This window comes from Burkholderia sp. WSM2232 (assembly GCF_000472545.1).
Taxonomy (GTDB): Bacteria; Pseudomonadota; Gammaproteobacteria; order Burkholderiales; family Burkholderiaceae; genus Paraburkholderia.
Genome location: NZ_AWZV01000017.1, coordinates 74,562 through 101,481, shown reverse-complemented (window position 1 = coordinate 101,481; position 26,920 = coordinate 74,562). Strand labels below are relative to the sequence as shown.

Below are 26,920 nucleotides of genomic sequence, written 5' to 3'. Positions count from 1 at the left end.
CGCAAACAGCAAGCCGCAAACAGGAAGCCGCAAGATGAGTGAAGCACAAACCGCCCATACGCATGGCGCGCCGGTTGTCGGCGTGCTGATGGGCTCCAGTTCCGACTGGGAAGTCATGAAGAACGCCGTGGCGATTCTGCAGGAGTTCGGCGTGCCGTACGAAGCCCGGGTCGTTTCCGCGCACCGCATGCCGGACGAAATGTTCGCCTATGCTGAAAGCGCGCGCGAGCGCGGCATCCGCGCGATCATTGCGGGCGCGGGCGGCGCGGCGCATCTGCCAGGCATGCTGGCGGCCAAGACCACGGTGCCGGTGCTCGGCGTGCCGGTGGCGAGCAAGTACCTGAAGGGCGTCGACTCGCTGCATTCAATTGTGCAGATGCCCAAGGGCGTGCCGGTCGCAACCTTTGCTATCGGCGAAGCGGGCGCGGCGAATGCGGCGCTCTTCGCCGTATCGATACTGAGCGGCACGAGCGCGGAATACGCGGACAAGCTGGCGGCGTTCCGGGTTCGCCAGAACGAAGCGGCTCGCGCAATGGTGTTGCCGGCGCTGTAAGGCCGGTTTGATAGACGTGCTGATGATCAGGCTTCGGCCAAAGCGCCGGCCGGACAAGCGCGCGATACGCCGGGGCGATACCCGGCTGCGGCGCAATCAGCGATAGCGACAGGACCTTCCCTGTCTGAACTACCGGCCAGGCGCGTGCCGCTGCAGAACTGCATGCACGCCGGGCCGCGACCGACCACCAAGATGAATCCAGACAACACACCGGTTTCACCGATTCTGCCCGGCGCATGGCTCGGCATGGTCGGTGGCGGCCAGCTCGGCCGCATGTTCTGCTTTGCCGCGCAGGCAATGGGCTATCGCGTCGCCGTGCTCGACCCGGACGAAAGCAGCCCGGCGGGCGCAGTTGCCGATCGCCACTTGCGCGCGGCCTACGACGACGAAGCGTCGTTGACCGAACTCGCGCGGCTGTGCGCGGCGGTGTCGACGGAATTCGAGAACGTTCCGGCCGCGAGCCTCGACTTTCTCGCGAAGACGACGTTCGTGAGTCCGGCGGGCCGCTGCGTTGCCGTGGCTCAGGATCGTATCGCCGAAAAGCGCTTTATCGCGTCGTCGGGCGTGACGGTTGCGCCGCACGTGGTGATCGAGTCGTCAGACGCGCTGGCCGCGCTCGGCGATGCGCAGCTCGAAGCGGTGCTGCCCGGCATCCTCAAGACGGCACGCATGGGTTACGACGGCAAAGGCCAGGTGCGCGTGCGCAACGCGGAAGAAGTGCGGGAGGCGCATGCGTCGCTCGGCGGCGTGCCGTGCGTGCTGGAAAAGCGCCTGCCGCTCAAGTTCGAGGTGTCCGCGCTGATCGCGCGCGGCTCCAACGGCGCGTCGGTGGTTTATCCGCTGGCGCAGAACACGCACCGCGACGGCGTGCTGTCGCACACCATCGTGCCCGCGCCGGACGCGAGCCCGACGCTCGTCGAGCAGGCGCAGCAGGCCGCGCTGCAGATCGCCGGCAAGCTCGGCTATGTGGGCGTGCTGTGCGTCGAATTCTTCGTTCTCGAAGACGGTTCGCTGGTGGCCAACGAAATGGCGCCGCGTCCGCACAACTCGGGCCATTACACCGTCGACGCGTGCGCGACCAGCCAGTTCGAACAGCAGGTGCGCGCAATGACCGGCATGCCGCTTGGCGACACGCGCCAGCATTCGCCGGCCGTCATGCTCAACATTCTCGGCGATGTCTGGTTTCCGGACGGCCCGAAGGGCGCGTCGGTCACGCCGCCGTGGCACGAGGTGGCGGCCATGCCGGCTGCGCGTCTGCATCTGTACGGCAAGGAAGAGGCGCGCTGCGGACGCAAGATGGGTCACGTGAACTTCACGGCGGCGTCGCTGGAAGAAGCACGCACGGCGGCGCGCGATTGTGCGCGGCTCCTGCATATCCCCACGAGCTGACGCGCGCGCTATGCCCGATCGACAGAACTCCGGCCAGGCCGGTCTTCCTCAGGAAGCCGTCGCCAACGTGCTGCCCGTCACCGTCGCGCAAATCGAGCATGCGGCGGCGCTGCTCGACGCGGGCGGCCTCGTCGCGTTCCCCACGGAGACGGTCTACGGCCTGGGTGGCGACGCCCAGAACCCGGACGCCGTCGCGCGCATCTATGCGGCGAAGGGCCGGCCGGCGAATCATCCGGTGATCGTGCATCTGGCGCCGCAGGGCGATCCCGGCTACTGGGTCGAGCAATTGCCCCAGGAGGCGCAGCGCCTGATCGACGCGTTCTGGCCCGGCCCGCTCACGCTGATCCTGAAGCGGGCGGCGCGCATACCGGCGGCGGTCAGCGGCGGGCAGGACTCCGTCGGCTTGCGTTGTCCGTCGCACCCGGTGGCCCAAGCGCTGCTGGAAGCTTTCAGTGCGCTGCGCAGCGGGCATGGCGGCGTGGCGGCGCCGTCGGCGAACCGGTTTGGGCACGTGAGCCCGACCACCGCGCAGCATGTGCGCGACGAGTTCGGCACGGCGATTCATGTGCTCGACGGCGGCGCGTCGGATGTCGGCATAGAGTCCACCATTCTGGACTTGTCGCGTGGGTTTCCCGCGTTGCTGCGGCCGGGCCGGGTCACGCCGCAAGAAATTGCCGACGTGCTCGGCGAAGCGCCGCGCCTGCCCGACGGCTCCGACGCCACCGCGCCGCGCGCCTCCGGCACGCTGAAGGCGCACTACGCGCCGCGCACGCCGCTCGCTTTGTTGCCGTTCAACGCGCTGGAGCCGTTGCTGGCGGGACGTGCAGCCGGCGAGCGCGTCGCGCTCGTCGCGCGGGCCTCGCGAGCGGGCCAGTGGGCCGACGCCGAGGGCGTGCATTTCATCGCCGCGCCCGAAGATCCGCACGTCTACGCGCGCGAGCTGTACGGCTTGCTGCGGGCGCTGGATCGCGCGAACGTCGCGCGTATTCTGATCGAGAAACTGCCTGACACGATCGAATGGATCGCGGTGAACGACCGGCTCGGCCGGGCCGCCGCGGCGTTCGAGGCGCAAAGCCAGACCTGAGCTCGTCGACGCAGTTTTCCGCGGGCAGCGCGTGACTGGCGTCCAATAGAAAACGCCTGGCTTATCTATCGACCGAGTCGATCAGACGAGCCAGGCGTTTTTCAATTTCCGCGCACTCAACACGCTCAGACAACAACGCTCAGACAACAACGCTCAGACAACAACGCTCAGACAACGCCGCTCGGACGACGCCGCTCGGACGACGCCGAGCAGACAACGCCGAGCAGACAACGCCGAGCAGACAACGCCGAGCAGACAACGCCGAGCAGACAACGCCGAGCAGACAACGCCGAGCAGACAACGCCGCTCAGACAAAACGGCGCAGTTGAAACCGCGCACTCAAACCGCGCACCGCGCGGCCGCTGTCGGCTTATTTACCGAGGCCGGTCGCGGCGATCTGCTGCTGCACGTACTGCGCGAACAACGCATGCATGTGCGTGCTCGGGTGGACGGTGTCCGCGAACATATAGGTCTGGTCCGCGCCGGCCACCGTGTAGGTCTGCGGCGAGCAGAACAGCGAGGAGCCGAACTGGGCGCCATACTGCTCCGGAGTCAGCCCGTTGGTCGCGCTCGGATTGGCGCGGGCGTAGGCGGTCGCATTGCTCTGCATGGCGGTGAGGTTGCAGGCGGTGCCGGTGTTCGACACCGTGAAGCCAAGCGCCTTGTAGTTCGGCAACTGCTGGTCTTGCCACGCGAACGCATCGACCACGATCACCTTGCCCGTGCCGAGAAGGCCGAGCGCCGTGAGGTTCTGCACGAACATGTAGTTGTACGCTGCAGCGATGCCCGACAGCAGCGCGGCCGAACCCGGCGTGCTTGCGTTCGCGGCGACGCCGAGCGGCGTGTTGCCGATGTCGGGCACGGTCGACACCACCACATGGGTCGCGCCCGAGTTGACAATGGTCTTCACTTGCGCGGCGAGCTGGGCGGCAGCTTGGGCTACCTGCGGGTTAGGCAGTTTCGACAGGTAGCCGACGATGAACGCGACCTGGCCTGCCTGTGTGTTGGGCAGCGTGCCGGCCTGCACGAGCAGCGGGAATTGCGTCTGTAGCGCGGTGCCGAGCGCTGTCAGATTCGCGGTGTTTTCCGCGAACTGGAAGATGTCGTTCGCGCCGCCGTTCACCAGCACGAGCTGGTTCGAGTTGAAGCTGCTATGCGCATTCAGGTAGTTCGCGACCTGAGTCACGATGGGCACTGTCGTGGCAGCCATGTTGTTCGGCGCCCAGCCTTTGCCTTGAGCATTGACGACGTCCGAGCCGCCCTGCGCATAACCGTAGCCGCCTGCCGAGACGAGCGGCTGGCCGAAGCCGCCGAGGTAGGCCGGCTTTAAGGTGTCGCCGTAGTACGCTGCCACCTTCTGCGTCCATACTTCACCGGGGTTGGTCGTGAAGCGGCCGCCGCCGAAGCTCGACTGGATAACCGGCGCGTACGTGCCGACATCCGACAGGCTGTCGCCGAACGAGACCACCTGCAGTTTCACGCCGCCCGCCGGCGTGCTGCTGGCCGAGTTGTTGTTGTCGTCGCCGCCACCGCCGCAAGCGGCGAGCAGCGCAAATGCGGCGCTAGCCGCGGCGATTTGCGTGACGCGCAACCAATGCTGTTTCCTCGATGCTGTTTGCTTCATGTTGGCTACATCTCCTCGTATGTCTGGCCCTTGCGCCATGTATTGCAGGCCGCGTCCGCCGCGTCGGCGGCGTGACGACAGCTTACAGAATCTTCCTACGTCTGCGTCGTGCTGGAACATCGTTGTTGTCGTTGATGCCGGTCTGCGTCGGCGTGCTCACGGCAGCGGCCATGCCGGCCGTGCAGTGAGCCGCCGGGCCCGCCGTCGCACTCGCCATGCGCCGCGCGTGAAAACCGGCGGCCCACGCAGGCGGAGCAAAGAGTGCACGCAGTTTGTCGGGCACGCCGCGCGCGTTCGCGAAGTCGTGCGCCATCGACGCCCATTCGTGGAACGTCGCTTTCAGCGGGTTGTACGTATGAAGCGGCTCGACGATGCCGTAGACGGGCGGCTCGCGCGGATCTTCGTCGACGTAGGTGCCGAATAGCCGGTCCCAGATCACGAGCACGCCCGCATAGTTGCGGTCAATGTAGCGATCGTTGCGCGCGTGATGCACGCGATGGATGGACGGCGTATTGAACACATATTCGACCCAGGCAAACCTACCGCTGAACTTGCGGACCACCTGGGTATGCACGAAAAACTGGAAGCCCAGGTTGATCAGCACGATTGCCACGATCTGCTTGGGCGGAAATCCGAGCACGGCGAGCGGCACCCAGAAGAGCCACATGCCGGCGAGCGGATACATGAGGCTTTGCCTGAACGCGGTCGAGAAATTCAGCCGCTCCGACGAGTGGTGCACGACATGCGCGGCCCACAGCCAGCGCACCCGATGGCTGCAACGGTGAAACACGTAGTAGAGCAAATCCTGTGCAACGAAAAGCACGGCGAACGAGAGCCAACCCGCTTGCCATGTATGCACGCGGTAGTGGTCGTAGAAAAACGCATAGACGGGGACGATGGCGAGCCACGCGAGCTTGTCGGCCGCTTGCTGCAATAGCGCGAGCGCCGCATTGCAGAGCGTGTCGCGCCAGCTGTAGAGTGCCGCGCCGGGGCGCGTTCGCCGCAGGTGCCACGCCTCCCAGCCGATACATGCGAGAAAGACTGGCGCCATGGCGAGCAGCAGCAATTCGGCATCGAATTGCATGGTGTCTTCCTCCGTGGTCCCTTGCCGCCGCGGGACATGCCGCGGTGTTCTGTCGTGGGTTTTTGTTATGGTTCGAGCGCGCCACGCGGCTCGAACACTGCCCGACAGCGTACACGGTTAAGCGCGTGCCGCGCGCGGCCTTCGTTAGAAGGAATCCTCAATGGGCGTCGCGCTTGCGCGGGTTTTTCCTGGGCTTGGCGCGCGGTGCAGCGCTCGCCTTTTCGGCGGCGGGCGCCGAGACAGTGGTAAAGCCCGTGGTCGGTCCTTGGTAGACCCATTCGAGCAGCGCGTCGTGCGCGGCGCGCGCAGCTTCGGAGTGCGGATCGTTGATGAAGCTCACCACGACATAGCTGTTGCCGTCAGCCGATGCCACGTAGCCTGCAATCGCCCGCACGTCGCGCAGCGTGCCGGTCTTGATCTGCGCGTTGCCGCCCGCGCCCTGATTGGTGAGACGGTTGCGCATGGTGCCGTCGACGCCGGCAATCGGCAGCGACTGCACGAACACCTGAGCCACCGGGCTCGCGTTGGCCCGTTGCAGGAGGTCGGCGAGCGAGAGCGCGGTGAGATGCTCGTCGCGCGATAGTCCCGAGCCGTTGTCGAGCGACAGGTATTGCATCTCGACGCTGTCGCGGCGCAGGAACGCCTCGATCGCGCGCACGGATTTGGCGGGCGTGGCGGGCGGCTTTTCCTCGGCCGCGCCGATTGTGAGGAACAGGTTGCGCGCCATCGTGTTGTTGCTGAACTTGTTGATGTCGCGAACGATGTCCGACAGCAGCGGCCCCTGATGCGTGGCCACCAGTTTCGCGCCGACCGGCACCGCGCCTTCGCGCGTTGCCCCGCTGAAGGTGCCGCCGGTCTGCTGCCACAGCGCGAGAAAGCCGCCCGCGAAGAACGCCGAATGATCGAGCACCGCGACGTTGACCGTGCGCGGGCCGCAGCGCACCGGATAGTCGCCGGCAAACGAGGCGACGACCGTGCCGTTCGGTGTCGGCGTGACGGCGGGCGAGATCGAAGCCCCTTCACCGCGGCAAGGGCCGTTGACCGCGCGCATCTGATTGTCGATTTGCAGCTGCGCGAGCGCGGGCAGCACGTCGATGGCGACCGTGCCGTCCGGCGACGGCGTGAGCGTGAACGACAGCGATTTGAACGCGTACAGCAGCGGATCCGGACCGACGTTGTACGGCGCGCTGGTGTCGTCGTCGAAGGCGGGCAGGTCGCGCGTCGACGCATCGAAGTAGCGCTTGTCGAGCACGAGCGCGCCGTCTATGCCGCGAATGCCCGCCTTGTGAATCTTCTGCACGAGGTCGATCAGTTCCTCCGGCACGAGCTTCGGATCGCCCGTGCCCTGAATGTACAGATTGCCGTGCAGCACGCCGTTGGCGTCGAGCGTGCCGTCGGCATAGGCGCTGGTGCGCCAGCGGTAGTCGGGGCCGAGAATCGACAGGCCGGCGTAGGTGGTGACGAGTTTCATCGTCGACGCGGGCATCATCGGCTTGCCCGCGTTCAATGCGACGATCGGTGTGCGGTCGCCGACCTTCTCGACGACCACGCTGACCGACGACAGGGGCACGTGCGCGCGCTGCAAGCCGAGCATCACCGACTGCGGCAACACGGTGCTGACGTTCACGCCCGGATGCGTGGCCTTGACGCGCGCGTCGGCGGCAACCGGCAGGCATGCCGCGCCGGCAAGCGCGGCGCACACGACGAGCCGCGCGCACGCGCGGGACGCGCGGCTGCGCGGCGACATCGGAGCGCCGACGTCAGTCGGGAAAGCGGTGAAAGCGGCGGTGAAAGCGGCGGTTGCGCGTAAATGCAGCGCCGCGTGACGAAGATGGCGTGCGACGGAAGACAGGAAAGCGTGCGTCATGAACGGGCGAGAGAGCAAAATATCGGGGCGTGGGGCACGCGGCAATTCAAAGCGGTGAAGACAAAGCGTGAAAGGGCCGCACAGCAACTGTCGGTAAGGGCCATTTGTAAATCTGTTGCGCGGTTCGCCGCGGCAAATGTAGCAAATGCAGCACGCGCGGCAAGCGCAGTGAAGACGGCAAAGACGGCGAATACGACAAAGACGGCGAACCCGGCAAGCTGGCAAGCTGGCAAAGCGCGGCGCTGGCCGTTCGCGCCTGTGCGCGAGCGACATCGGGCGCAGCGAGCGAATCACCCGCGGGGCCAGAGGCTCGCGGGCATAGCCGCGCTCGAACTCCCAAAGCGCCGCGCAACGCAAAGCGCCCATTGTAGTGACATGCCGCCGGCCCGCGGTGATAAAAGCGCCACACGGGTCATAGGGTCACACGGCGGCGTCACACGGCGAGTTCACACGGCAGCGTCACACCGCGGCGTCATCCGGCGCGCAGAGCGGGGCGGGCGCTAGAATGCGGCATCATCGAATGTAAGGAAAACGTGACCATGCGCATCTTGCTAGTCGAAGACGACCGGATGATTGCGGAAGGCGTGCGCAAGGCGCTGCGCGGGGAGGGCTTCGCGGTCGACTGGGTGGAAGACGGCGAAGCGGCGCTCAGCGCCGCGACGAGCCAGCCGTACGATCTGGTGCTGCTCGACCTCGGGCTGCCCAAACGCGACGGTCTGGACGTGTTGCGCGCGCTGCGCGCGCGCGGCCATGCTCTGCCGGTGTTGATCGTCACGGCGCGCGACGCGGTGGCTGACCGGGTGAAGGGCCTCGACGCCGGTGCGGACGATTACCTCGTCAAGCCATTCGATCTCGACGAACTCGGCGCGCGCATGCGGGCGTTGATCCGCCGCCAGTCGGGCCGCAGCGATTCGACCATCCGCCACGGCAAGCTGACGCTCGACCCAGCGTCACATCAGGTGACGCTCGAAGGCGCGCCGGTGGCCCTGTCCGCGCGCGAGTTTGCGCTGCTGGAGGCGCTCCTCGCGCGGCCGGGCGCAGTGCTCTCGAAGAGCCAGCTCGAGGAAAAAATGTACGGCTGGGGCGAGGAGATCGGCAGCAATACCGTCGAAGTCTATATTCACGCGCTGCGCAAAAAACTCGGCGCGGACCTCATCCGCAATGTACGCGGGCTCGGCTACATGATCGCGAAGGAAGCTTGAGCCGATGCGATCCATCCGCCGTCAATTGCTGGTGTGGCTGCTTGCGCTCGTGCTGCTGGGCGTCGGCATTGCGGGCTGGCTGATCTATCGCCAGGCGCTCGCCGAAGCCAACGAGCTGTTCGATTACCAGTTGGAACAGATCGCGGCGGCGTTGCCGTCCGAACCGTTCTCGCAGGTGCTGGGTTCGCGCGATACGGGCGACGAGGGCATCGTGCTGCAAATCTGGAATCGCAACGGCGTGCTCATGTACTACTCGCGGCCCCGCGCGCCGCTCGCGCCGCGCGCCGAACTGGGGTTCTCGACCGAACACACGGAACGCGGCGACTGGCGCGTGTACGGTGCGATTGTCGGCGATAACGTCGTGCAGCTGGCGCAGCCGCTTTCGGTGCGCAACCGGCTTGCCGCCGACGTCGCCTTGCGCACGCTGTGGCCGTTGATCGTGCTGCTGCCGGTGCTCGGGCTCGCGGTGTGGCTGGTGATCGGACGCGGGCTGCGCCCTCTGCGGCGCGTGACGAGCGCGCTCGACTCGCGGCATCCAGAAGCGCTCGATCCATTGCCCGACCAGCGTCTGCCGCTCGAGGTGCAGCCGCTCGTGCGTGCGCTGAACGGACTGTTGCAGCGGCTCGCTACTGCCCTCGACATCCAGAAGGCGTTTGTTGCGGACGCAGCACACGAACTGCGCACGCCGCTCGCGGCCGTGCAGATTCAGGCGCAACTGGTTGCGCGCGCGAAAGACGACGCCGCGCGCGACGAAGCGCTCGCCGATCTACAAGCCGGCGTGACGCGTGCCACGCGCCTCGCCGAGCAACTGCTCGCGCTCGCGCGCTCCGAGCCCGACGGGCTCGCCGTGACCGATGCCGTCGAGCTGCGCGCGTTGCTCTCGGACTGCGTGCTCGCCTATGCGCCGCTCGCGCAAAATCGCGGCGTCGATCTCGGCATCGAGGCGAGCGAGGCGGCGACCGTGATCGGCGATCCGGAGTCGTTGGGCGTCATGTTCAACAACCTCGTTGACAACGCAACCAAGTACACGCCGCGCGGTGGATGCGTCGACGTCAGCCTGCATGTCGAAGACGGGCATCCGGTGGTGCGCATCGCCGACAGCGGACCTGGCATCGAGCCCGCTGAGCGCGACCGCGTGTTCGACCGCTTCTACCGCGCGGGTGCCGGCGAAAATCGTGTGCGCACGGACGTGGCGGGCAGCGGCCTGGGCCTTGCCATCGTGCGGCGCATCGCAACCCAGCATCATGCGACGGTGTCGCTCGACGAATCGTCGGCCGGTGGGCTCGAAGTCACCGTGCGGTTCTGAGCCCGAACGTTTCAATTTCCTTTCGAAGAAAAAGTGCTTTAAACAAGGGCTAAACGCGTCGAGAGGGGGATCTGTCGCTGCTTAAGACTCTTTTAAGCGATGCCCCTTACGCTTCCTGACATCCAAGTCTCTTTCTCCAGTCAGGAGCACACGATGAACGCGAAAACCTTGTCCCGCAGCGCTGTCGCAGCCGCTGTCGCCGTAGCGCTTTCCGCCGGCTATGTGGCGGGCCATCGCGACTTGCCGGCGCCGCAGGTGATCTCGCCGGCGCAAGCCGCGATGATGCCCGCCGAAGCCGCCGCCAAAACGGGCATTCCCGACTTCTCCGGCCTCGTCGAGACGTATGGGCCGGCCGTCGTCAACATCAGCGCGAAGCATGTCGTGAAGCGCGCGGCGCTGCGCGGCAATGGCGGCATGGGCGGCAATCAGTTGCCGATCGACCCGAGCGATCCGTTCTACCAGTTCTACAAGCACTTCTTCGGCGGTATGCCAGGCATGCAAGGCGGCGATGGCGGCGACGTGCCCGATCAGCCGAGCGCGAGCCTGGGCTCGGGCTTCATCGTCAGCAGCGACGGCTATATCCTGACCAACGCGCACGTGGTGGACGGCGCGAACATCGTGACCGTCAAGCTCACCGACAAGCGCGAATTCAAGGCCAAAGTGGTCGGCGCCGACAAGCAGTCCGACGTGGCCGTGCTGAAAATCGACGCGAGCAATCTGCCCATCGTGAAGATAGGCGATCCGCGTCAGAGCAAGGTGGGGCAGTGGGTCGTCGCGATCGGTTCGCCCTACGGCTTCGACAATACCGTGACCTCCGGCATCATCAGCGCGAAGTCGCGTTCTTTGCCGAACGAAAACTACACGCCGTTCATTCAGACCGACGTGCCGGTGAACCCGGGCAACTCGGGCGGGCCGCTCTTCAATCTGCAAGGCGAGGTGATCGGCATCAACTCGATGATCTATTCGCAGACCGGCGGCTTCCAGGGACTTTCGTTCGCAATCCCGATCAATGAGGCAATCAAGGTGAAGGACGACATCGTCAAGACGGGCCACGTGCGCCGCGGGCGGCTCGGCGTCGCAGTGCAGGGCATGAACCAGACCCTCGCGAACTCATTCGGAATGCAGAAGCCGCAAGGCGCGCTCGTCAGCTCGGTGGATCGGGACGGTCCGGCAGCCAAGGCGGGCCTGCAACCCGGCGACGTGATTCTCTCCGTGAACGGCGAGCCGGTGACCGACTCTTCGGCGCTGCCCTCGCAGATCGCGGGTCTCGCGCCTGGCAGCGCGGCAACCGTGCAGGTATGGCGCGACAAGGGCACGAAGGACCTGAAGGTGACGATCGGCTCGTTGTCGGACGGCAAACTTGCCTCCGACAAGACCGATAAGCCGATGGAACTACAAGGGCGTCTCGGCGTGGCCGTGCGTCCGCTGACACCGGAAGAAAAGAGCAGCGCTTCGATCTCGCACGGCCTGCTGGTGCAGCAGTCGGGCGGCGCCGCGGAAAATGCGGGCATTCAGCCGGGCGACGTGATCCTGGCGGTCAACGGCCGGCCGGTCACGAGCGTCGACCAGTTAAAACAGATGATCGCGGGCGCGGGCAACAGCATCGCGTTGCTGATCCAGCGCGATAACTCGCAGATTTTCGTGCCGGTGGATCTCGGCTGACCATCCCGCGAGTTGAAATCCGCTTAAACAACGCGGATGAAGTAAGGCTTGCCGGTCTGTTTGCACATACTGCAGACAGACCGGCATTTTTCTTTCCGACCGGCACCGCAGGGCAGGCGCCTTGCGGCAGGCGGCGGGCCTCGTAGACGTTGCCAGGCCGGTGGAAGGTGGGTGCCCGGCCGCGTGGCACGCAGGTTGCATCAATCCTGAGTCCCGTCGTTCGAACGAGCGCCGGGCTAAAGATGTCAATAAGGAGCAAACCGATGAAAAACGAACGCACTCAGCGAAAGATCGTAGCCGCCGCGGCCAGCGTGGCGCTCACTCTCGGTCTGGTGGGCGGCGCGTACGCGCAGCAGGCGAGCGAAGTCACCGGCGGCACCACCACTGACCAGACGAGCGCTGGCAACGTCAACGGTGGCGGTCTGCCGCAAATCCAGCAGCAAGGCGACGTCTCGTTCGTCTCGGGCGGCGTCGGTCTCGACGAATCCAAGGCGCTGCAGCAGGCGCAAAGCCAGTGGCCGCTGTCACTGCGCTTCACGGGACCCGGCTCGGACTATCTCTCGGACGTCCACGTGCGGGTTGTCGACGCCCACAACGGCGAGGTACTGAACACCACCTCGCGCGGACCGTACATGCTCGTGAAGCTGCGGCCCGGCCGCTACACGGTGCATGCGTCGTACAAGGATCGCGATCAGTCCAAGGCACTGACGGTGCCGGGGAAGGGCACGGCCAAAGCGGCCTTCCACTGGAACACCCAGTAAACCCGAAGCCGGCCGCGCATCGGCATGGAGGCCGCGCAATCGCCGGAACTTTGGCCGATAATGAAGCCACGGGTCTGTCCCGTGGCTTTGCTGTTTGCACCAGCGCACACTTTCACGGAGCCGAGACATGGACGATGCCTTGACACCTCACGCAAGCCCCGCGAAATCCGCTGGCGGGCACACTATCGCGATCAGCGGCAACGATCACCGCGTGCGGGTGATCCACGGCGGCGTCACGATGGCCGACACGCACGCGGCGCTGACCCTGAGCGAAACCGGTCTGCCCGACGTGTTCTACTTTCCACGCGAGGACGTGAACATGGCGCGCCTCGAACGCTCGACGCACAGCACGCATTGCCCTTTCAAAGGCGACGCGTCGTACTTCCACCTGCTGACCGAAGACGGCCTGATCGAAAACGCAGTATGGAGCTACGAGACGCCGTTCGAGTCGGTGGCAAGAATCAAGGGCTATCTGGCGTTCTACTCATCGCGCGTCGACCGCATCGATCAGACATCCTGATTCGATGTCGCGCGTTCACCGGGAGGCTCAGATGGAACTGAACGACGCGTTACGGATTCCACTTGCGCCGTCCGATGTATGGGGCGCGTTGCAAGACCTCGCGCTGTTGCGCGCCAGCCTCGACAATTGCGAGTCGTTCACACGCCTTTCTCACGGTGAATACGCCCTCACGCTGACAGTCCCGCTCGGGCCGCTGCGCGCGCGTTACGAGGCGCGCGCGCATGTGGCCGGCCAGGATTCGGGCCCGGCCGATGCCGAGCGCCGCACCATCAACTTCAAGGCGCGCGCCGAAGGTGTCGGCTCGCTGCGCGGCCAGATCGAAGTGCGTCTGCGTCCGGAAGAAGGCGCGGCGGTCGGCAGGGAGCGCAGCACGCGGATCGACTACACGATCTGGGCGGCGTCGTCCGGACCGCTCGCGCAACTGCCCCCGCGCCAGCTCGAAAACGCGCTTCGCCAACTGGCGGACGATTTTTTCGCCGAGTTTAGTGCGGTCGTGCGTGCAAAGCATGGGCAAGGGCCGAATCGCGCGCGCGGTTCAGCGGCGCGCCGTCAGCATGTCTTTCTGCGGCCCATCACGCTGGGCGGCATCGCGCGACGCACGCGCGCCGAACACAGCGGCGCGCACGGCGGGCGGGCGGCGAGTGTCTCGCACGGCGTCTCGCACCCTGAACCTGCTCCGCATGCGGTGCCCTACTGGGCCTGGGCGGCGATGATTTTTCTTGTCGCGCTGCTGCTGTATGTGGCGCGCTGGATCAGCGAGCGCTGAGCGGATGCCGGGCGCGGGGTCGCCCCGCAACTGAGGAGGACTGTCGCGTCAGCGCGACTACGAAATCGCGGTGATGGGCTACGAAATTGCGTCGCTGGAGTGGGATGCCGAGGACCGCGTTTGCTGACGCGGCTTGCGCTCGTGGCACTTCCTTTTAACGCTAGTCACTTCTATGACGGCCGACCTGAGGTCGCCTTCACGCTCTCGCCTTCACCCGCTCGCGGCAACTTCGCGGCGCCTCTGCGTCATCTATCTGCATTGCGCGCGTCATCCCCCGCGGAACTCCCTGCGCCACGCCGAGGGCGACGTGCGAAACGCCTCGGCAAAATGCTGGCGCAACGAAGCCGCCGACCCGAATCCGGCAATGCCGGCAATCGCCTCCACTGACTCGCCCGTGCTCTCGAGCAACTGTTGCGCGCGCCCGAGCCGCTGCGCGAGCAGCCATGCGCCAACCGTCGTGCCGGTCGCGAGCCGGAAGCGTCGCGTGAAGGTGCGGCGGCTCATCAGCGCGCGCGCGGCGAGGCTGTCGAGCGTGTGCGGCGCGTCGAGGTTGCCGCGCACCCAGTCGAGCAGCCCGGCGAGCCGGTCTTCGCGGAGGTTCTGCGGCACCGGCTGCTGAATGTACTGCGCCTGCCCGCCTTGCCGGTGCGGCGACACCACCAGCCGGCGCGCGACGAAATTCGCCACCTCGGCGCCGCACATCTTGCGCAGCACGTGCAGGCAGCAATCGAGTCCTGCCGCCGTGCCCGCCGATGTCAGCACATTGCCGTCGTCGACATACAGCACGTCGCGGTCGAGCTTGACGCGCGGGTAGCGGCGCGCGAAGTCGTCGGCCCACGCCCAGTGCGTCGAGGCCGGGCGGTCGTCCAGAATGCCGGCGGCGGCCAGCACGAATGCGCCGAGGCACAGGCCGACGAGTTGCGCGCCGCGCGCGTGGGCCGCGCGCAGCGCGTCGAGTAAGGCAGCGGGTGGCGGCTCGTCCGGATCGCGCCAGCTCGGCACGATGATCGTGTGTGCGTCCGCTAGTGCTTCCAGACCGTGCGTGACGGCGATCGAAAAGCCCGCGGTTGTTGCGAGCGGCCCCGCTTCGGCTGCACAGACGCGAAAGTCGAAATGCGGGACGCCGCCACCGCTGCGGTCCTCGCCGAAAACCACGCACGGCACGGACAGGTGGAAGGGGCTGATGCGGTCGAAGGCGATCACGGCGACGGTGTGCGAAGGCTGCGTGACGCGCGTTGCAGCAGCGGTGGAAGCTGTGGACACGGTAGATACGGTAGATACGGCCATCAGTCGGTCATCTCTCGAAGCGGCGATGCACTGGGAAAGTTCAATGGCCCGATTCTAGCGAAGATTGTCAAACGGGCCGCTGTCGTGCGGCGCGGGAGCAAACCACAATGCGTCATCGCCGCTCTTTCTCGCCGCGTGGAAGCGAGTCTTCCGAACCGGCGAGGCCGCGGCGCAATTGCCATCAGCTTCCATAGGAGTGTTGCCATGACCACCCCGCGCCGTGCGCTAGTCGTCATCGACGTGCAGAACGAATACGTGAGCGGCGATCTGCCGATCGAATATCCGCAGGTCCAGACTTCCCTTGCCAATATTGGCCGCGCAATGGACGCGGCGCGCACCGCGGGCGTGCCGGTCGTCGTCGTGCAGAACTTCGCGCCCGCCAGCTCGCCGCTCTTTGCTCGCGGCAGCGAACGCGCGGAACTGCACCCGGTGGTGGCTTCCCGCGAGCGGGATCACTACGTCGAAAAGTCGCTGCCGAGCGCTTTCACCGGCACCGATCTGGGCGAGTGGCTGGCCGCGCGCGGCATCGACACACTGACCGTGGCTGGCTACATGACGCACAACTGCGATGCGTCGACGATCAATCACGCCGTCCATGCCGGGCTTGCTGTCGAGTTTCTGCACGATGCGACCGGCTCAGTGCCCTATGAAAACAGCGCGGGCTTTGCGAGCGCGGAGGACATTCACAGGGTGTTTTGCGTGGTGCTGCAATCGCGCTTCGCGGCCGTGGCAAGCACCGACGAATGGCTTGCCGCGCTCGCAAACGGCACCCCGCTCGAGCGCGGCAACATCTATGCGTCGAACCAGAAGGCGCGCAGCAGAAACCGGTGAGGCGAGGGTGAAGGATGCGGCTTGCCAGTCGCATCCGCAGGACTTCCCGACGCTCGTTACTTGCGCAGCATCGGGCTCAACTTCAGCGCGTCGAACATGCCTTGGACCATGCGCTCGCCGAGCGCGGCATAATCCGTTGCATCGGGCAGGAACAGCATGTCGCGCAGCGACCCGCCAACAAAAGCATGCACCATGGCCGCGGCGAGCCTGGTGTCGAGATCGGCGGGCAACTGGCCCTTCGAGATCGCATTGCGCATGGCGGCGTCGATCTTGGTCAGCGCTTCGCGCATGTTGGTCTGATAGCGCACCAGCACCGGTCCCATTTCCTCCACCAGCTCGCACTTCAGAAACAGAATGTCGAACACGCGGCGGCGGCGCGGATTGTTCAAGGTGTCGCGCAGGCAGACGGTGCAGACTTCCATTAGGCGCCCCAGCGGATCCGGCTCGTTCGGGTCGAGCGAGGCGGCCTTGAGTTCGTCGAGCGGCAGCAGCACGCGGTCGAACATCTCTGTAAACAGATCGCTCTTGTGGGCGAAATGCCAATAAATTGCGCCGCGCGTGACCCCGGCCGCCTGCGCGATGTCCGCGAGCGACGTGCGCGATACGCCTTTTTCAAAAAACACTTTTTCTGCCGCATCGAGAATGCTGTTGCGCGTCTCCAGCGCCTCTTCCTTGGTTCTACGGACCATATTGGTATGACCTGCCCTGATTGTGGGGTTTTTGCCGAGCGCTTTTAAGTACGCCAGATGACAATCCGGTTGCCGCGAAGGGTTTCCTGGCGGCTTTCTTGCTAACGGTCGCCCAGCAAGAGAAGTAACGTACTTTTACATGCATTCGTGAATGTATATATAATAGCACCCCACGATCGGATAGCCCAAGGCGTGACGACCGGTTAATATCCGTCACTGTTGCCTTTCGAAAGCTTTTCGCGCCGTGCCCGAACGGGCGGCGCCGTGCGGCATTTCCCGGTTGGCGCATTTCGCCCTCGGTGCCTCGCAGCTTCGGTACGAATTCACGGGCTCCCCGGTCGAGCGTCGCAAGACGCCTGTGTGCGCCGTCGTCCCCGGGGTAGGGATGCGCGCACTTTTTCATTCTCAGTCATAGACAGAGGTCGCTCCATGCGCGTCGAACGGGTTCCATTCCGCTTAATCAGTGCCGCGACGGCTGCCGTATTGCTGGCAGCATGCGGACCAAAACAATCTGCCCCGCCGCAACAGACGCCCGAAGTCGGCGTCGTCACTGTCCAGCCGACTACCGTACCTGTCGTCACCGAATTGCCGGGCCGCACCAGTGCTTTCCTCGTCGCGCAAGTGCGCGCGCGGGTCGACGGCATCGTGCTGCGCCGCGAGTTCACCGAAGGTGCTCAGGTCAAGGCGGGTCAGCGTCTGTACAAGATCGATCCGGCGCCGTACATCGCCGCGCTGAACAATGCGAAGGCCACGCTCGCGAAGGCGCAGGCGAACCTCGCGTCCACCACGGCGCAGGCCAACCGCTTCAAGGTGCTGGTCGCTGCCAATGCGGTCAGCAAGCAGGACTACGACAACGCGGTGGCCGCGCAAGGTCAGGCCGCCGCCGACGTCGCCGCGGGTAAGGCAGCGGTCGAGACCGCGCAGATCAACCTCGGCTACACGGACGTCACCTCGCCTGTCACCGGTCAGATCGGCGTGTCGCAAGTCACGCCTGGCGCCTACGTGCAGGCTAGCGCCGCGACCCTGCTTGCCACCGTCCAGCAGCTGGACCCGGTTTATGTCGACCTGACGCAGTCGAGTCTCGACGGTCTGAAGCTGCGCCGCGAAATACAGGAAGGCCACCTGAAGACCAACGGCCCCGACGCCGCGAAGGTTTCGCTGATCCTCGAAGACGGCCGCACGTACTCGGAAAAAGGCAAGCTGCAGTTCACCGACGTGACGGTCGACCAGGGCACCGGCTCGGTCACGGTGCGCGCCATCTTCCAGAACAAGGACAAGGTGCTGCTGCCGGGCATGTTCGTGCGCGCGAAGATCGAGGAAGGGGTGAACGAAAACGCACTCGTCGTGCCGCAAGTCGGCATCACGCATGACCAGAAGGGACAGCCTACCGCGCTCGTCGTCGGCGACGACAACAAGGTTGCTTTGCGTCAGCTCGTCACTTCGGGCACCTACGGTTCGAACTGGGTGGTCGAGAGCGGCCTGAAAGCCGGCGACCGCGTGATCGTGCAGGGCACCGACAAGGCGAAACCGGGCATGCAGGTCAAGACCGTCGCCGCGCAACTTCCCGCCTCGCCTGCCTCCGGCGCAGCCGCTCAGGGCGCGCCGGCCGCCAGCGGCAGTGCGCAGACGGCTCAACCTGCCTCCGCTGCATCGGGCGCGTAATAACAGGGAGCCCGCCACATGGCAAAGTTCTTTATTGATCGCCCGATTTTTGCATGGGTGATCGCCATCATTTTGATGCTCGCGGGTATCGCGTCGGTGTTCACCTTGCCGATCGCGCAATATCCGACCATCGCGCCGCCGGCTGTGCAGATCAGCGCAACCTATCCGGGCGCTTCGGCGAAGACGGTGGAAAACACCGTCACGCAGGTGATCGAGCAGCAGATGAGTGGTCTCGACCACTTGCTGTATCTGTCGTCCACTTCGGACGACTCGGGTACGGCAACCATCACGCTGACGTTCGCGGCCGGCACCAATCCTGACATCGCGCAGGTGCAGGTGCAGAACAAGCTGCAGCTCGCCACGCCGCTCTTGCCGCAAGCCGTGCAGCAGTTGGGCACCAAGGTCACGAAGTCGAGCAGCAGCTTCCTGCTGGTCATGGCATTCGTGTCCGAAGACGGCAGCATGAACAAGTACGACCTCGCGAACTACGTGGCGTCGAACATTCAGGACCCGGTGAGCCGTATCGACGGCGTGGGCACGGTCACGCTGTTCGGCTCGCAGTACGCGATGCGCATCTGGCTCGACGCAAACAAGCTCACCAACTTCGGCCTCACGCCGGTGGACGTGGAAACCGCGTTGCAGGCGCAGAACGTGCAGGTCGCGGGCGGCTCGCTCGGCGGCACGCCGTCGGTGCCTGGGCAGGTGTTGCAGGCGACCATTACGGAAGCCACGCTGCTCAATACGCCGGAACAGTTCGGCAACGTGCTGCTGAAGGTGAATCCGGACGGCTCGCAGGTTCGCATCAAGGACGTGGCGCGCATCGAACTGGGCGGCGAGAACTACAACTTCGACACCAAGTACAACGGTCAGCCGACTGCCGGCTTCGGTATCCAGCTCGCCACCGGTGCAAACGCGCTGGCTACCGCAAAGGCCGTGCGCGCGAAGATCGACGAACTGTCGAAGTACTTCCCGCATGGTCTGGTCGTGAAGTATCCGTACGACACCACACCGTTCGTGCGTCTGTCGATCGAGGAAGTGGTCAAGACGCTGCTCGAAGGTATCGTGCTGGTGTTCCTCGTCATGTACCTGTTCCTGCAGAACCTGCGGGCCACGCTGATCCCGACGATCGCCGTGCCGGTGGTGCTGCTCGGCACGTTCGCGATCATGAGCGTGGTGGGTTTCTCCATCAATACGCTGTCCATGTTCGGCCTCGTGCTGGCAATTGGCCTGTTGGTGGACGACGCGATCGTGGTGGTGGAAAACGTCGAGCGGGTGATGGCAGAGGAGGGCTTATCGCCTCGCGAAGCTACCCGCAAGGCGATGGACCAGATTACTGGCGCGCTCGTCGGCGTGGCGCTCGTGCTGTCGGCGGTGTTCGTGCCGGTGGCGTTCTCGGGCGGTTCGGTCGGCGCCATTTACCGGCAGTTCTCGCTGACCATCGTGGCGGCGATGGTGCTGTCCGTGCTGGTCGCGTTGATTCTGACGCCGGCCTTGTGCGCGACGATCCTCAAGCCCATTCCGCAAGGTCACCACGAAGAGAAGAAGGGCTTCTTCGGCTGGTTCAACCGCACCTTCAACAAGAGCCGCGACAAGTACCACTCGGGCGTGCACCACGTGATCAAGCGCTCGGGCCGCTGGCTCATCATCTATATGGTGGTGATCGTCGCGGTGGGTCTGTTGTTCGTACGCCTGCCGAAATCGTTCCTGCCGGACGAAGACCAGGGCACGATGTTCGTGCTCGTGCAAACGCCGTCGGGCTCGACGCAGGAAACCACGGCGCGCGCGCTGAAGGACGTGTCCGACTATCTGCTCAACGGCGAAAAAGCGATCGTCGAATCCACCTTTACGGTGAACGGCTTCAGCTTCGCGGGCCGCGGCCAGAACGCCGGTCTCGTGTTCGTGCGGATGAAGGACTACGCGCAGCGTCAGCACGCGGACGAAAAGGTGCAGGCGCTGGTAGGCCGTCTTTTCATGCACTTCGGCAGCTATAAGGGCGCGCTGGTGTATCCGGTGAATCCGCCGTCCATTCCGGAACTCGGTACGGCTGCGGGCTTCGACTTCGAGCTGCAGGACCGCGCGGGTGTCGGCCACGAAAAGCTGATGCAAGCGCGCAACATGCTGCTCGGCCTGGCCGCGCAAGATCCGACGCTCGCGCAGGTGCGTCCGAATGGCCTGAACGACACGCCGCAGTTCAGGATCAATATCGACCACGAGAAGGCGTCTGCGCTCGGTGTGTCGCTCTCTGCAATCGACCAGACGTTCTCGATTGCATGGGCGTCGCAATACGTGAACAACTTCCTCGATACCGACGGCCGGATCAAGAAGGTCTATCTGCAGGGCGATGCACCGTTCCGCATGAAGCCTGAAGACCTGAGCGCCTGGTACGTGCGCAACACGGCCGGAGGCATGGTGCCGTTCACGTCGTTCGCGAGCGGGGAGTGGACCTACGGGTCGCCGAAGCTCGAGCGCTACAACGGTATTTCGGCGGTGGAAATTCAGGGTGCGGCTGCGCCGGGCAAGTCGACCGGTCAGGCGATGTCGGCCATGGAAGCGCTCGTGGCGAAACTGCCCGCAGGTATCGGCTACGAGTGGACGGGTCTGTCGCTGCAGGAGCGTCAGTCGGGTTCGCAGGCGCCGATCCTGTACGGCATCTCGATCCTCGTCGTGTTCCTGTGTCTCGCGGCGCTGTATGAAAGCTGGTCGATTCCGTTCTCGGTGATCATGGTGGTGCCGCTCGGCGTGATCGGCGCACTGTTGGCCGCGACACTGCGCGGGCTCGAAAACGACGTGTTCTTCCAGGTCGGTCTTCTGACCACGGTGGGCTTGTCGGCGAAAAACGCGATTCTGATCGTGGAGTTCGCGCGCGAGTTGCAGCAGGGTGAAGGCATGGGGCCGATCGAGGCCGCGCTGGAAGCGGCGCGTCTGCGGTTGCGCCCGATCCTGATGACCTCGCTCGCGTTCATTCTCGGCGTGATGCCGCTCGCGATCAGCAACGGCGCCGGCTCGGCGAGCCAGCACGCAATCGGCACGGGCGTGATCGGCGGCATGTTGACGGCCACGTTCCTCGCGATCTTCATGATCCCGATGTTCTTCGTCGTGATTCGCGCGAAGTTCGGCGGCGAGAAGGAAGACCCGGATGAGGCGCTTGCACACTACAACCAGCACCATCCGCATGATCCGGACAGCAATGGCTCCGGCAAGGACGGACATTGAGATGCAAAAACACTCTTTGATTGCAGTAGCGGTCGCGCTCGTCGCTGCCGGTTGCACGATGGCGCCGAAGTACGAGCGCCCCGCCGCGCCGGTAACGAGCACGTTCCCGACCGGGGGCGTGTATGCAACGCAGCCGGGCGCGACCCAGCCGGGCGGGGCCGGGGCGCGTAGCGCCAATGGCCAGGCCGCCGCCGACATCGGCTGGCGCGACTTCTTCGTCGATCCGCGCATGCAGCGGTTGATCGAAATCGCGCTGAAGAACAACCGCGATCTGCGCGTGTCGGTGCTGAACATGCAGGCGTCGCAGGCGCAGTTCCGCATTGTTCGCGCGGGTCTGCTGCCGACGCTCGACGCCGCGGCTTCGCAGAGCAAATCGCGTACGCCCAAAGACCTGTCGGTGTTCGGCAATACGATTTCCAATTCGTATTCGGTCGGGCTGAATGCTTCGTGGGAAATCGATTTCTTCGGGCGCATTCAAAGCCTGAAGGACCAGGCGTTGGCACAGTACCTGGCCACGGCTCAGGCGCGCAAGGCGGCTGAAATCGCGCTGGTTTCGCAGGTCGCGAATCAGTATCTGACGGTGCTCGAGCTCGACGATCTGCTGAAAGTCACGCAAGGCACGTTGAAGACGGCCGAGGAGTCGTATCGCATCACGAAGCTGCAGTTCGACAACGGCACGGGTTCCGAACTGGATCTGCGCCAGGCGCAGACCGTGGTTGAGCAAGCGAGCGCGAACCTGCAGTCGCAGGCGCGCTTGCGGGCTCAGGCCGAGAACGCGCTGGTGCTGCTGCTCGGCGAGCCCCTGCCCGCCGATCTGCCGCCGGGACTCACGTTGAGCGACCAGAATCTCCTCACGGATATTCCTGCCGGCTTGCCGTCCGATCTGCTGACGCGGCGTCCGGACATCATGGAGGCCGAAGAGAATCTGCTGGCGGCCAACGCGAATATCGGCGCGGCGCGTGCGGCGTTCTTCCCGAGGGTTTCGCTCACGGGCAGCTTCGGCACGCTGAGCCCGACGCTTGGCGGATTGTTCAAGCCGGGATCGGCCGCCTGGAGCTTCGCGCCGTCCATCACGCTGCCGATTTTCGAAGGCGGCCAGAACAAGGCCAACCTCGACCTCGCGAACATCCAGAAGAACGCCCAGATCGCCACGTATGAAAAGGCGATCCAGACGGCCTTCCGCGAAGTGGCGGACGCGCTGGCCGCGCGCGGCACGTACGATCAGCAGATCCAGTCGCTCGAGCGCAATACGTTTGCCCAGCAGCGCCGTCTCGATCTGTCGAACCTGCGTTATACGAATGGCGTCGACAGCTACCTGTCGGTGCTGACCGCGCAGACCGATCTGTACTCGTCGCAGCAGTCGCTGATCACGGCGCGCATGGAGCGTTTGCAGAACCTGGTCACGCTGTACCAGGCACTCGGCGGCGGCTGGATCGAGCATAGCGGCGACCAGCCGCGTCCGGCCGACGCCCCTGTCGACTACGGCGCGGCAAGTGCGCCGGCGGCGGCTTCGGCCGCTACCGCGGGCTGAGCGTCGCGATAGTCGACGCGCATCTAGGTCGGCGCGTAAGCAACAAAAAACGCCACGGCATGCCGTGGCGTTTTTCTTTGCGCGACTTCCAGCTAACAACAGCCTGAGTCGCACGCTGCGGATGGCCTGCAGCGCCTCGCCGTCACCCGCCTTCCGTCAAAAAGCCTCAGTGCAGATCCGCAGCGCGCAGCATCTCGTCACGCTTCGGTTCCTGAGCGCCGCGACCATCGAAATCATGGCCTGCCTTGCGGATTTCGCACTGCGCCTTCTTCTCGCTTTTGACGCCGTTGAAAATCAGATTCAGCACCACCGCGGACACCGAAGCCAGCAGAATCCCGCTGTGCAACAGCGGCGACAGCGCGCCAGGCAGCCTCGCAAAGAAGTGCGGCGACACCACCGGTACGAGCCCCAGCCCGATACTCACGGCGACAATGAACAGATTGTGGTGATTCTTCACGAAATCCACCTTCGACAGCACCTTGATGCCGTTGGCGGCCACCATGCCGAACATCACGATGCCCGCGCCGCCGAGCACGAAGGCCGGCACCGAGGCGACGACCTGCGCCATCTTCGGAAAGAGGCCGAGCAGCACGAGAATCACGCCGCCCATTGCGCACACAAAGCGGCTCTTCACGCCCGTCACGCCAATGAGGCCGACGTTCTGCGAAAACGACGTATGCGGAAACGAGTTGAAGATGCCGCCGATCAGCGTGCCCAGACCGTCCACGCGCAGACCGCGCACCAGCGTTTTCTGATCGACCGGCCGCTCCACCATATCGCCGACCGCGAGGAACATGCCCGTCGACTCGATGAACGTGACGAACATCACGGTGACCATGGTGGCAATGGAAAGCGGATCGAAGTGCGGCAGGCCGAATTGGAACGGCATCACAATGCCGACCCACGGCGCATGCGTGACGCCGTCCATGTCGACGCGCCCCAGCGCGAGCGCGATCACAAAGCCCGCGACAATGCCAAGCAGCACCGAAATGTTGGCGAGAAAACCCTTGGCGAACTTGTTGATGAGCAGAATCAGCATCAGCACGATCAGCGACAAACCAAGATAGACCGGATTGCCGTAGTCGGGATTGCCCACGCCACCGGCGGCCCAGTTGATGCCGACGCCCATCAGCGACAAGCCGATCACCGAGATCACCACGCCGATCACGACCGGCGGAAAGAAGCGCAGCAGTTTGCCGACGGCCGGCGCGAGCAGAATGCCGATGACGCCCGCGGCGATGGTCGAGCCGAAAATGTCGAGAATGCCGAGCGACGGATTGGTGCCGATGGCGACCATCGGACCGACTGCCGCGAACGTGCAGCCCATGATGACCGGCAGACGGATGCCGAAGATCCACAGGCCGAGCGTCTGGATCAGGGTGGCGATGCCGCAGGAGAACAGATCGGCGCTGATCAGGAAGGCGATCTGGTCTTTCGGCAGCTTGAGCGCCGCGCCGACGATCAGCGGCACCGCAACCGCGCCGGCGTACATCACCAGCACGTGCTGAATGCCGAGGGTCAGCAACTGGCCCGCGGGCAGCCGCTCGTCGCACGGGTGAACCGTGTTGGCTTGCATAACGTCTCTCTCCACCATCGAGTTTTGGGATGGACTCCAAGGTATCGAGGACGAAAAAGCGCAACAAGCCCGCTGGCGCCTATTCCGGCATTCCCGGTGACGATATGGGTAACTGCGTGCGCAAGCGCCAAATCGCCGCAGGCCGTGGCGAGAACGGCGGGCAGCCCTTTGCAGTCGCGCCGTGCGGACGGCCGCACCGCGTGCCCGAGCCGCGGCAATATATGTGAGAATGGATGCGACGTATCCGGCCTCGCGCATAGTCGTGTTTTCGAGCGCTGCGCCGCGAGGCGGGGTTAACCCGCAATCCGCGGCCTGGCCGGCTCCCGAGAGCATGGATTTGCGCATCACGCACGGGCGTGAAAATACGCGCTCGCCTTATCTTCGGCGCGGTTCTTCGTGTCTATTCTTCGTGCTGGTGCTTGCTGCCAGTGCTTCGTGCTAGTTTTCCGCGCTCTAACCGATCCCCCTTATCGCTCATGAGTTTTCTCGGCATCGACCTCGGCACGGGTTCCCTGAAAGTCGCGATCATCGATCAACACGGCCACGAGCAGGCGGTCGCGAGTGTCGCTTATGCGCTCGAGACGCCGCATGCCGGCTGGGCCGAAACCTCCGTCGACACCTGGTGGCACGCGCTCACCGAAGCTGCGGCGCGCTTGCCGGAGGCGTTGCGCCGCGAAGTGAAGGCGATCGGCTTTTCCGGACAGATGCATGGGGTCGTGTTGATCGACGAAGCGGGCAAGGCGGTGCGGCCCGCGATGCTGTGGCCGGACACGCGCGCGCTCGATCTGCTCGACGCGTGGCCCGAACCGCAACCGAATCCGGTCGCACCCGGTATGGCGGGTCCGTTGCTGCGCTGGATCGTGCGACATGAGCCGGAGTCCGCGCGTCGCACGCGCTGGGCGCTGCAGCCGAAAGACTGGCTGCGCGTCGCGCTCGGCGGCGCCATTGCCACCGATCCTTCCGACGCCTGCGCGACCGCGCTCGCCGACCCGGACGGCACGTGGAACGCCGCGCTGCTCGAGCGGCTCGGCATCGCCCGCGAGTGGTTCGCGCCCGTGGGGCCGGCGTATGCGGCCGCGGGCGTTCTGTCGGGCGACGCGGCGCGGGCCTTGGGTCTGCGTGCGGGCATCGTGCTCGCAACCGGGGCTGCCGACACGCCGTGCGCCGCACTCGGCAGCGGCCTTGCAAACGACGGCGACGCGCTTCTCACCACCGGCACCGGCGGCCAGATCGTCGTGATCGCCGAGCACGAGCCCGCGGCTGTCAGGGGCTTGCATCGCTATCGGGCGGCGAGCGATCACTGGTATCGGATGGCTGCGATGCAGAACGTCGGCATTGCATTGGAACGCGCGCGCGGGTGGCTGTCGTACGAGTGGGCCGCCGCGTATGACGATGCGTTCGGCGATGGAGCGAGCTTCGCAGCGCCGCTCGACACGGATAAACATGCGAACGCAGATGCAAGTGCGGCCGCGACAGCAAGCGCGAGTGCAACCCCGACAGCAACCTTGACAGCAAGCCCGACAGCAAGCGCGACATCAAGCCCGACAGCAAGCCCGACAGCAAGCTTGACAGCAAGCCCGACAGCAAGCTTGACAGCAAGCCCGACAGCAAGCGCGACATCAAGCCCGACAGCAAGCCCGACAGCAAGCCGGGCGGCAGACGCGCCGCTGACCTTCTTGCCCTACCTGACCGGCGAGCGCACGCCGTGGCTCAATCCGTCGGCGCGCGGCGGCTGGCTCGGGCTCGCGCTCGACCACACGCGCGGCGAGATGATGCGCGCGGCATTCGAAGGCGTCGCTTTTTCTCTGCGCGCGGGACTCGATGCCATTCGCGCGAGCGGCGCGACGGTGACGGCGTTAAAACTTGCAGGAGGCGGTTCCGTCGATGCGCGCTGGCGGCAGTTGCTCGCCGATGCGCTGAACGCGGAGCTTCACGCAGTGGATTGCCCGAACGCGGCACCGCGCGGCGCGGCGATTCTCGGCGGCATCGCAAGCGGTCACTGGCATGTGCACGATCTCGCCGCGCTCGCGCCGGGCGCGACGCTGGTGGCGAGCCCGCGGGGCGATCACGCGCTCGCCGGGCGCTACGCGCGTTTTCTCGATCTGTATGGACGCGTCGAACCCTGGTTCGACAGCGCCGCAACAGTTGACCGGCAAGGCGGCAATGTCACCCGCTGACAAAGCCGTGACGCACTTTGCAATACCATGACGCCTGTCATGGGTTAGCCTGTAGCTCGCGGAGCACGGGCTTTGCCCACAGCTTGACCCCGACTATTCGCGCGCCGTCCCGCCTGTCGCAGTGCAATGCGAGCCG

21 protein-coding genes are annotated in these 26,920 nt (G+C 65.2%); 15 read left to right on the top strand and 6 right to left on the bottom strand.

Annotated elements, in window-relative coordinates; all coding sequences use genetic code 11:
• The first annotated feature begins 34 nt into the window (after positions 1–34).
• The 3 genes from purE to F757_RS0117275 all read left to right on the top strand — a co-directional run bounded on the left by purE (position 35) and on the right by F757_RS0117275 (position 3,026).
• The gene (gene purE / locus F757_RS0117285; protein ID WP_027212489.1) at positions 35–553 is read left to right on the top strand and encodes a 5-(carboxyamino)imidazole ribonucleotide mutase; all 519 of its coding nucleotides are present in this window, start codon (positions 35–37) and stop codon (positions 551–553) included.
• A 192-nt stretch (positions 554–745) separates the two neighbouring features.
• Positions 746–1,942, top strand: a complete 1,197-nt coding sequence (locus F757_RS0117280) for a 5-(carboxyamino)imidazole ribonucleotide synthase (protein WP_027212488.1) — start codon at positions 746–748, stop codon at positions 1,940–1,942.
• 10 nt (positions 1,943–1,952) lie between these two features.
• The gene (locus tag F757_RS0117275; RefSeq protein ID WP_027212487.1) at positions 1,953–3,026 is read left to right on the top strand and encodes an L-threonylcarbamoyladenylate synthase; all 1,074 of its coding nucleotides are present in this window, start codon (positions 1,953–1,955) and stop codon (positions 3,024–3,026) included.
• Between the two features lie 370 nt (positions 3,027–3,396).
• On the opposite strand, the gene F757_RS0117270 is transcribed toward F757_RS0117275, so the two are convergent.
• The 3 genes from F757_RS0117270 to dacB all read right to left on the bottom strand — a co-directional run bounded on the left by F757_RS0117270 (position 3,397) and on the right by dacB (position 7,601).
• Positions 3,397–4,650: an SGNH/GDSL hydrolase family protein gene (locus tag F757_RS0117270; RefSeq protein ID WP_027212486.1), complete on the bottom strand. Its 1,254-nt coding sequence runs from the start codon at positions 4,648–4,650 to the stop codon at positions 3,397–3,399.
• A gap of 82 nt (positions 4,651–4,732) precedes the next feature.
• Positions 4,733–5,734, bottom strand: coding sequence for a sterol desaturase family protein (locus F757_RS33715; protein WP_035467021.1), 1,002 nt, complete (start codon positions 5,732–5,734; stop codon positions 4,733–4,735).
• Positions 5,735–5,891: 157 nt separating this feature from the next.
• The gene (dacB, locus tag F757_RS0117260; RefSeq protein ID WP_027212485.1) at positions 5,892–7,601 is read right to left on the bottom strand and encodes a D-alanyl-D-alanine carboxypeptidase/D-alanyl-D-alanine endopeptidase; all 1,710 of its coding nucleotides are present in this window, start codon (positions 7,599–7,601) and stop codon (positions 5,892–5,894) included.
• Between the two features lie 539 nt (positions 7,602–8,140).
• On the opposite strand from dacB, the gene F757_RS0117255 reads away from it, so the two are divergent.
• The 6 genes from F757_RS0117255 to F757_RS0117230 all read left to right on the top strand — a co-directional run bounded on the left by F757_RS0117255 (position 8,141) and on the right by F757_RS0117230 (position 13,818).
• On the top strand, positions 8,141–8,803 hold the full coding sequence (locus tag F757_RS0117255) for a response regulator (RefSeq protein WP_027212484.1): 663 nt from the start codon (positions 8,141–8,143) through the stop codon (positions 8,801–8,803).
• A gap of 4 nt (positions 8,804–8,807) precedes the next feature.
• On the top strand, positions 8,808–10,109 hold the full coding sequence (locus tag F757_RS0117250) for an ATP-binding protein (RefSeq protein ID WP_027212483.1): 1,302 nt from the start codon (positions 8,808–8,810) through the stop codon (positions 10,107–10,109).
• Between the two features lie 153 nt (positions 10,110–10,262).
• The gene (locus F757_RS0117245) at positions 10,263–11,771 is read left to right on the top strand and encodes a DegQ family serine endoprotease (RefSeq protein ID WP_027212482.1); all 1,509 of its coding nucleotides are present in this window, start codon (positions 10,263–10,265) and stop codon (positions 11,769–11,771) included.
• Between the two features lie 263 nt (positions 11,772–12,034).
• Complete coding sequence (locus tag F757_RS0117240; RefSeq protein ID WP_027212481.1) at positions 12,035–12,532, top strand: hypothetical protein; 498 nt, start codon at positions 12,035–12,037, stop codon at positions 12,530–12,532.
• 127 nt (positions 12,533–12,659) lie between these two features.
• Positions 12,660–13,052 carry a DUF427 domain-containing protein gene (locus F757_RS0117235; RefSeq protein WP_027212480.1) on the top strand — a complete coding sequence of 131 codons (393 nt, stop codon included), beginning with the start codon at positions 12,660–12,662 and terminating at the stop codon, positions 13,050–13,052.
• A gap of 31 nt (positions 13,053–13,083) precedes the next feature.
• Positions 13,084–13,818 carry a CoxG family protein gene (locus tag F757_RS0117230; RefSeq protein WP_027212479.1) on the top strand — a complete coding sequence of 245 codons (735 nt, stop codon included), beginning with the start codon at positions 13,084–13,086 and terminating at the stop codon, positions 13,816–13,818.
• Positions 13,819–14,085: 267 nt separating this feature from the next.
• On the opposite strand, the gene F757_RS0117225 is transcribed toward F757_RS0117230, so the two are convergent.
• A complete protein-coding gene (locus F757_RS0117225; RefSeq protein WP_027212478.1) occupies positions 14,086–15,105 on the bottom strand; it encodes a helix-turn-helix domain-containing protein in 1,020 nt (339 codons plus the stop codon).
• A gap of 204 nt (positions 15,106–15,309) precedes the next feature.
• Here F757_RS0117225 and F757_RS0117220 point away from each other — a divergent pair, with 204 nt between their 5' ends.
• Positions 15,310–15,936 (top strand): cysteine hydrolase family protein, encoded by a 627-nt coding sequence (locus F757_RS0117220; protein ID WP_027212477.1) that lies wholly within the window; start codon positions 15,310–15,312, stop codon positions 15,934–15,936.
• Between the two features lie 56 nt (positions 15,937–15,992).
• Here the strand turns inward: F757_RS0117220 and F757_RS0117215 are convergent, their stop codons facing one another.
• Positions 15,993–16,625, bottom strand: coding sequence for a TetR family transcriptional regulator (locus tag F757_RS0117215; RefSeq protein WP_027212476.1), 633 nt, complete (start codon positions 16,623–16,625; stop codon positions 15,993–15,995).
• A 429-nt stretch (positions 16,626–17,054) separates the two neighbouring features.
• On the opposite strand from F757_RS0117215, the gene F757_RS0117210 reads away from it, so the two are divergent.
• The 3 genes from F757_RS0117210 to F757_RS0117200 are packed head-to-tail and all read left to right on the top strand — an operon-like array spanning position 17,055 to position 23,031.
• A complete protein-coding gene (locus F757_RS0117210; RefSeq protein ID WP_027212475.1) occupies positions 17,055–18,287 on the top strand; it encodes an efflux RND transporter periplasmic adaptor subunit in 1,233 nt (410 codons plus the stop codon).
• Positions 18,288–18,305: 18 nt separating this feature from the next.
• Positions 18,306–21,500, top strand: coding sequence for an efflux RND transporter permease subunit (locus F757_RS0117205; protein ID WP_027212474.1), 3,195 nt, complete (start codon positions 18,306–18,308; stop codon positions 21,498–21,500).
• Between the two features lies 1 nt (position 21,501).
• Entirely contained in the window at positions 21,502–23,031 is a 1,530-nt protein-coding gene (locus F757_RS0117200; protein ID WP_027212473.1) for an efflux transporter outer membrane subunit, read from the top strand.
• Positions 23,032–23,197: 166 nt separating this feature from the next.
• Here the strand turns inward: F757_RS0117200 and F757_RS0117195 are convergent, their stop codons facing one another.
• On the bottom strand, positions 23,198–24,607 hold the full coding sequence (locus tag F757_RS0117195) for a nucleobase:cation symporter-2 family protein (protein ID WP_027212472.1): 1,410 nt from the start codon (positions 24,605–24,607) through the stop codon (positions 23,198–23,200).
• 29 nt (positions 24,608–24,636) lie between these two features.
• On the opposite strand from F757_RS0117195, the gene F757_RS0117190 reads away from it, so the two are divergent.
• Both F757_RS0117190 and F757_RS36630 read left to right on the top strand, forming a co-directional pair.
• Entirely contained in the window at positions 24,637–24,834 is a 198-nt protein-coding gene (locus F757_RS0117190) for a hypothetical protein (RefSeq protein WP_027212471.1), read from the top strand.
• 249 nt (positions 24,835–25,083) lie between these two features.
• Positions 25,084–26,784 carry an FGGY family carbohydrate kinase gene (locus F757_RS36630; protein ID WP_027212470.1) on the top strand — a complete coding sequence of 567 codons (1,701 nt, stop codon included), beginning with the start codon at positions 25,084–25,086 and terminating at the stop codon, positions 26,782–26,784.
• The last annotated feature ends 136 nt before the right edge of the window (positions 26,785–26,920 follow it).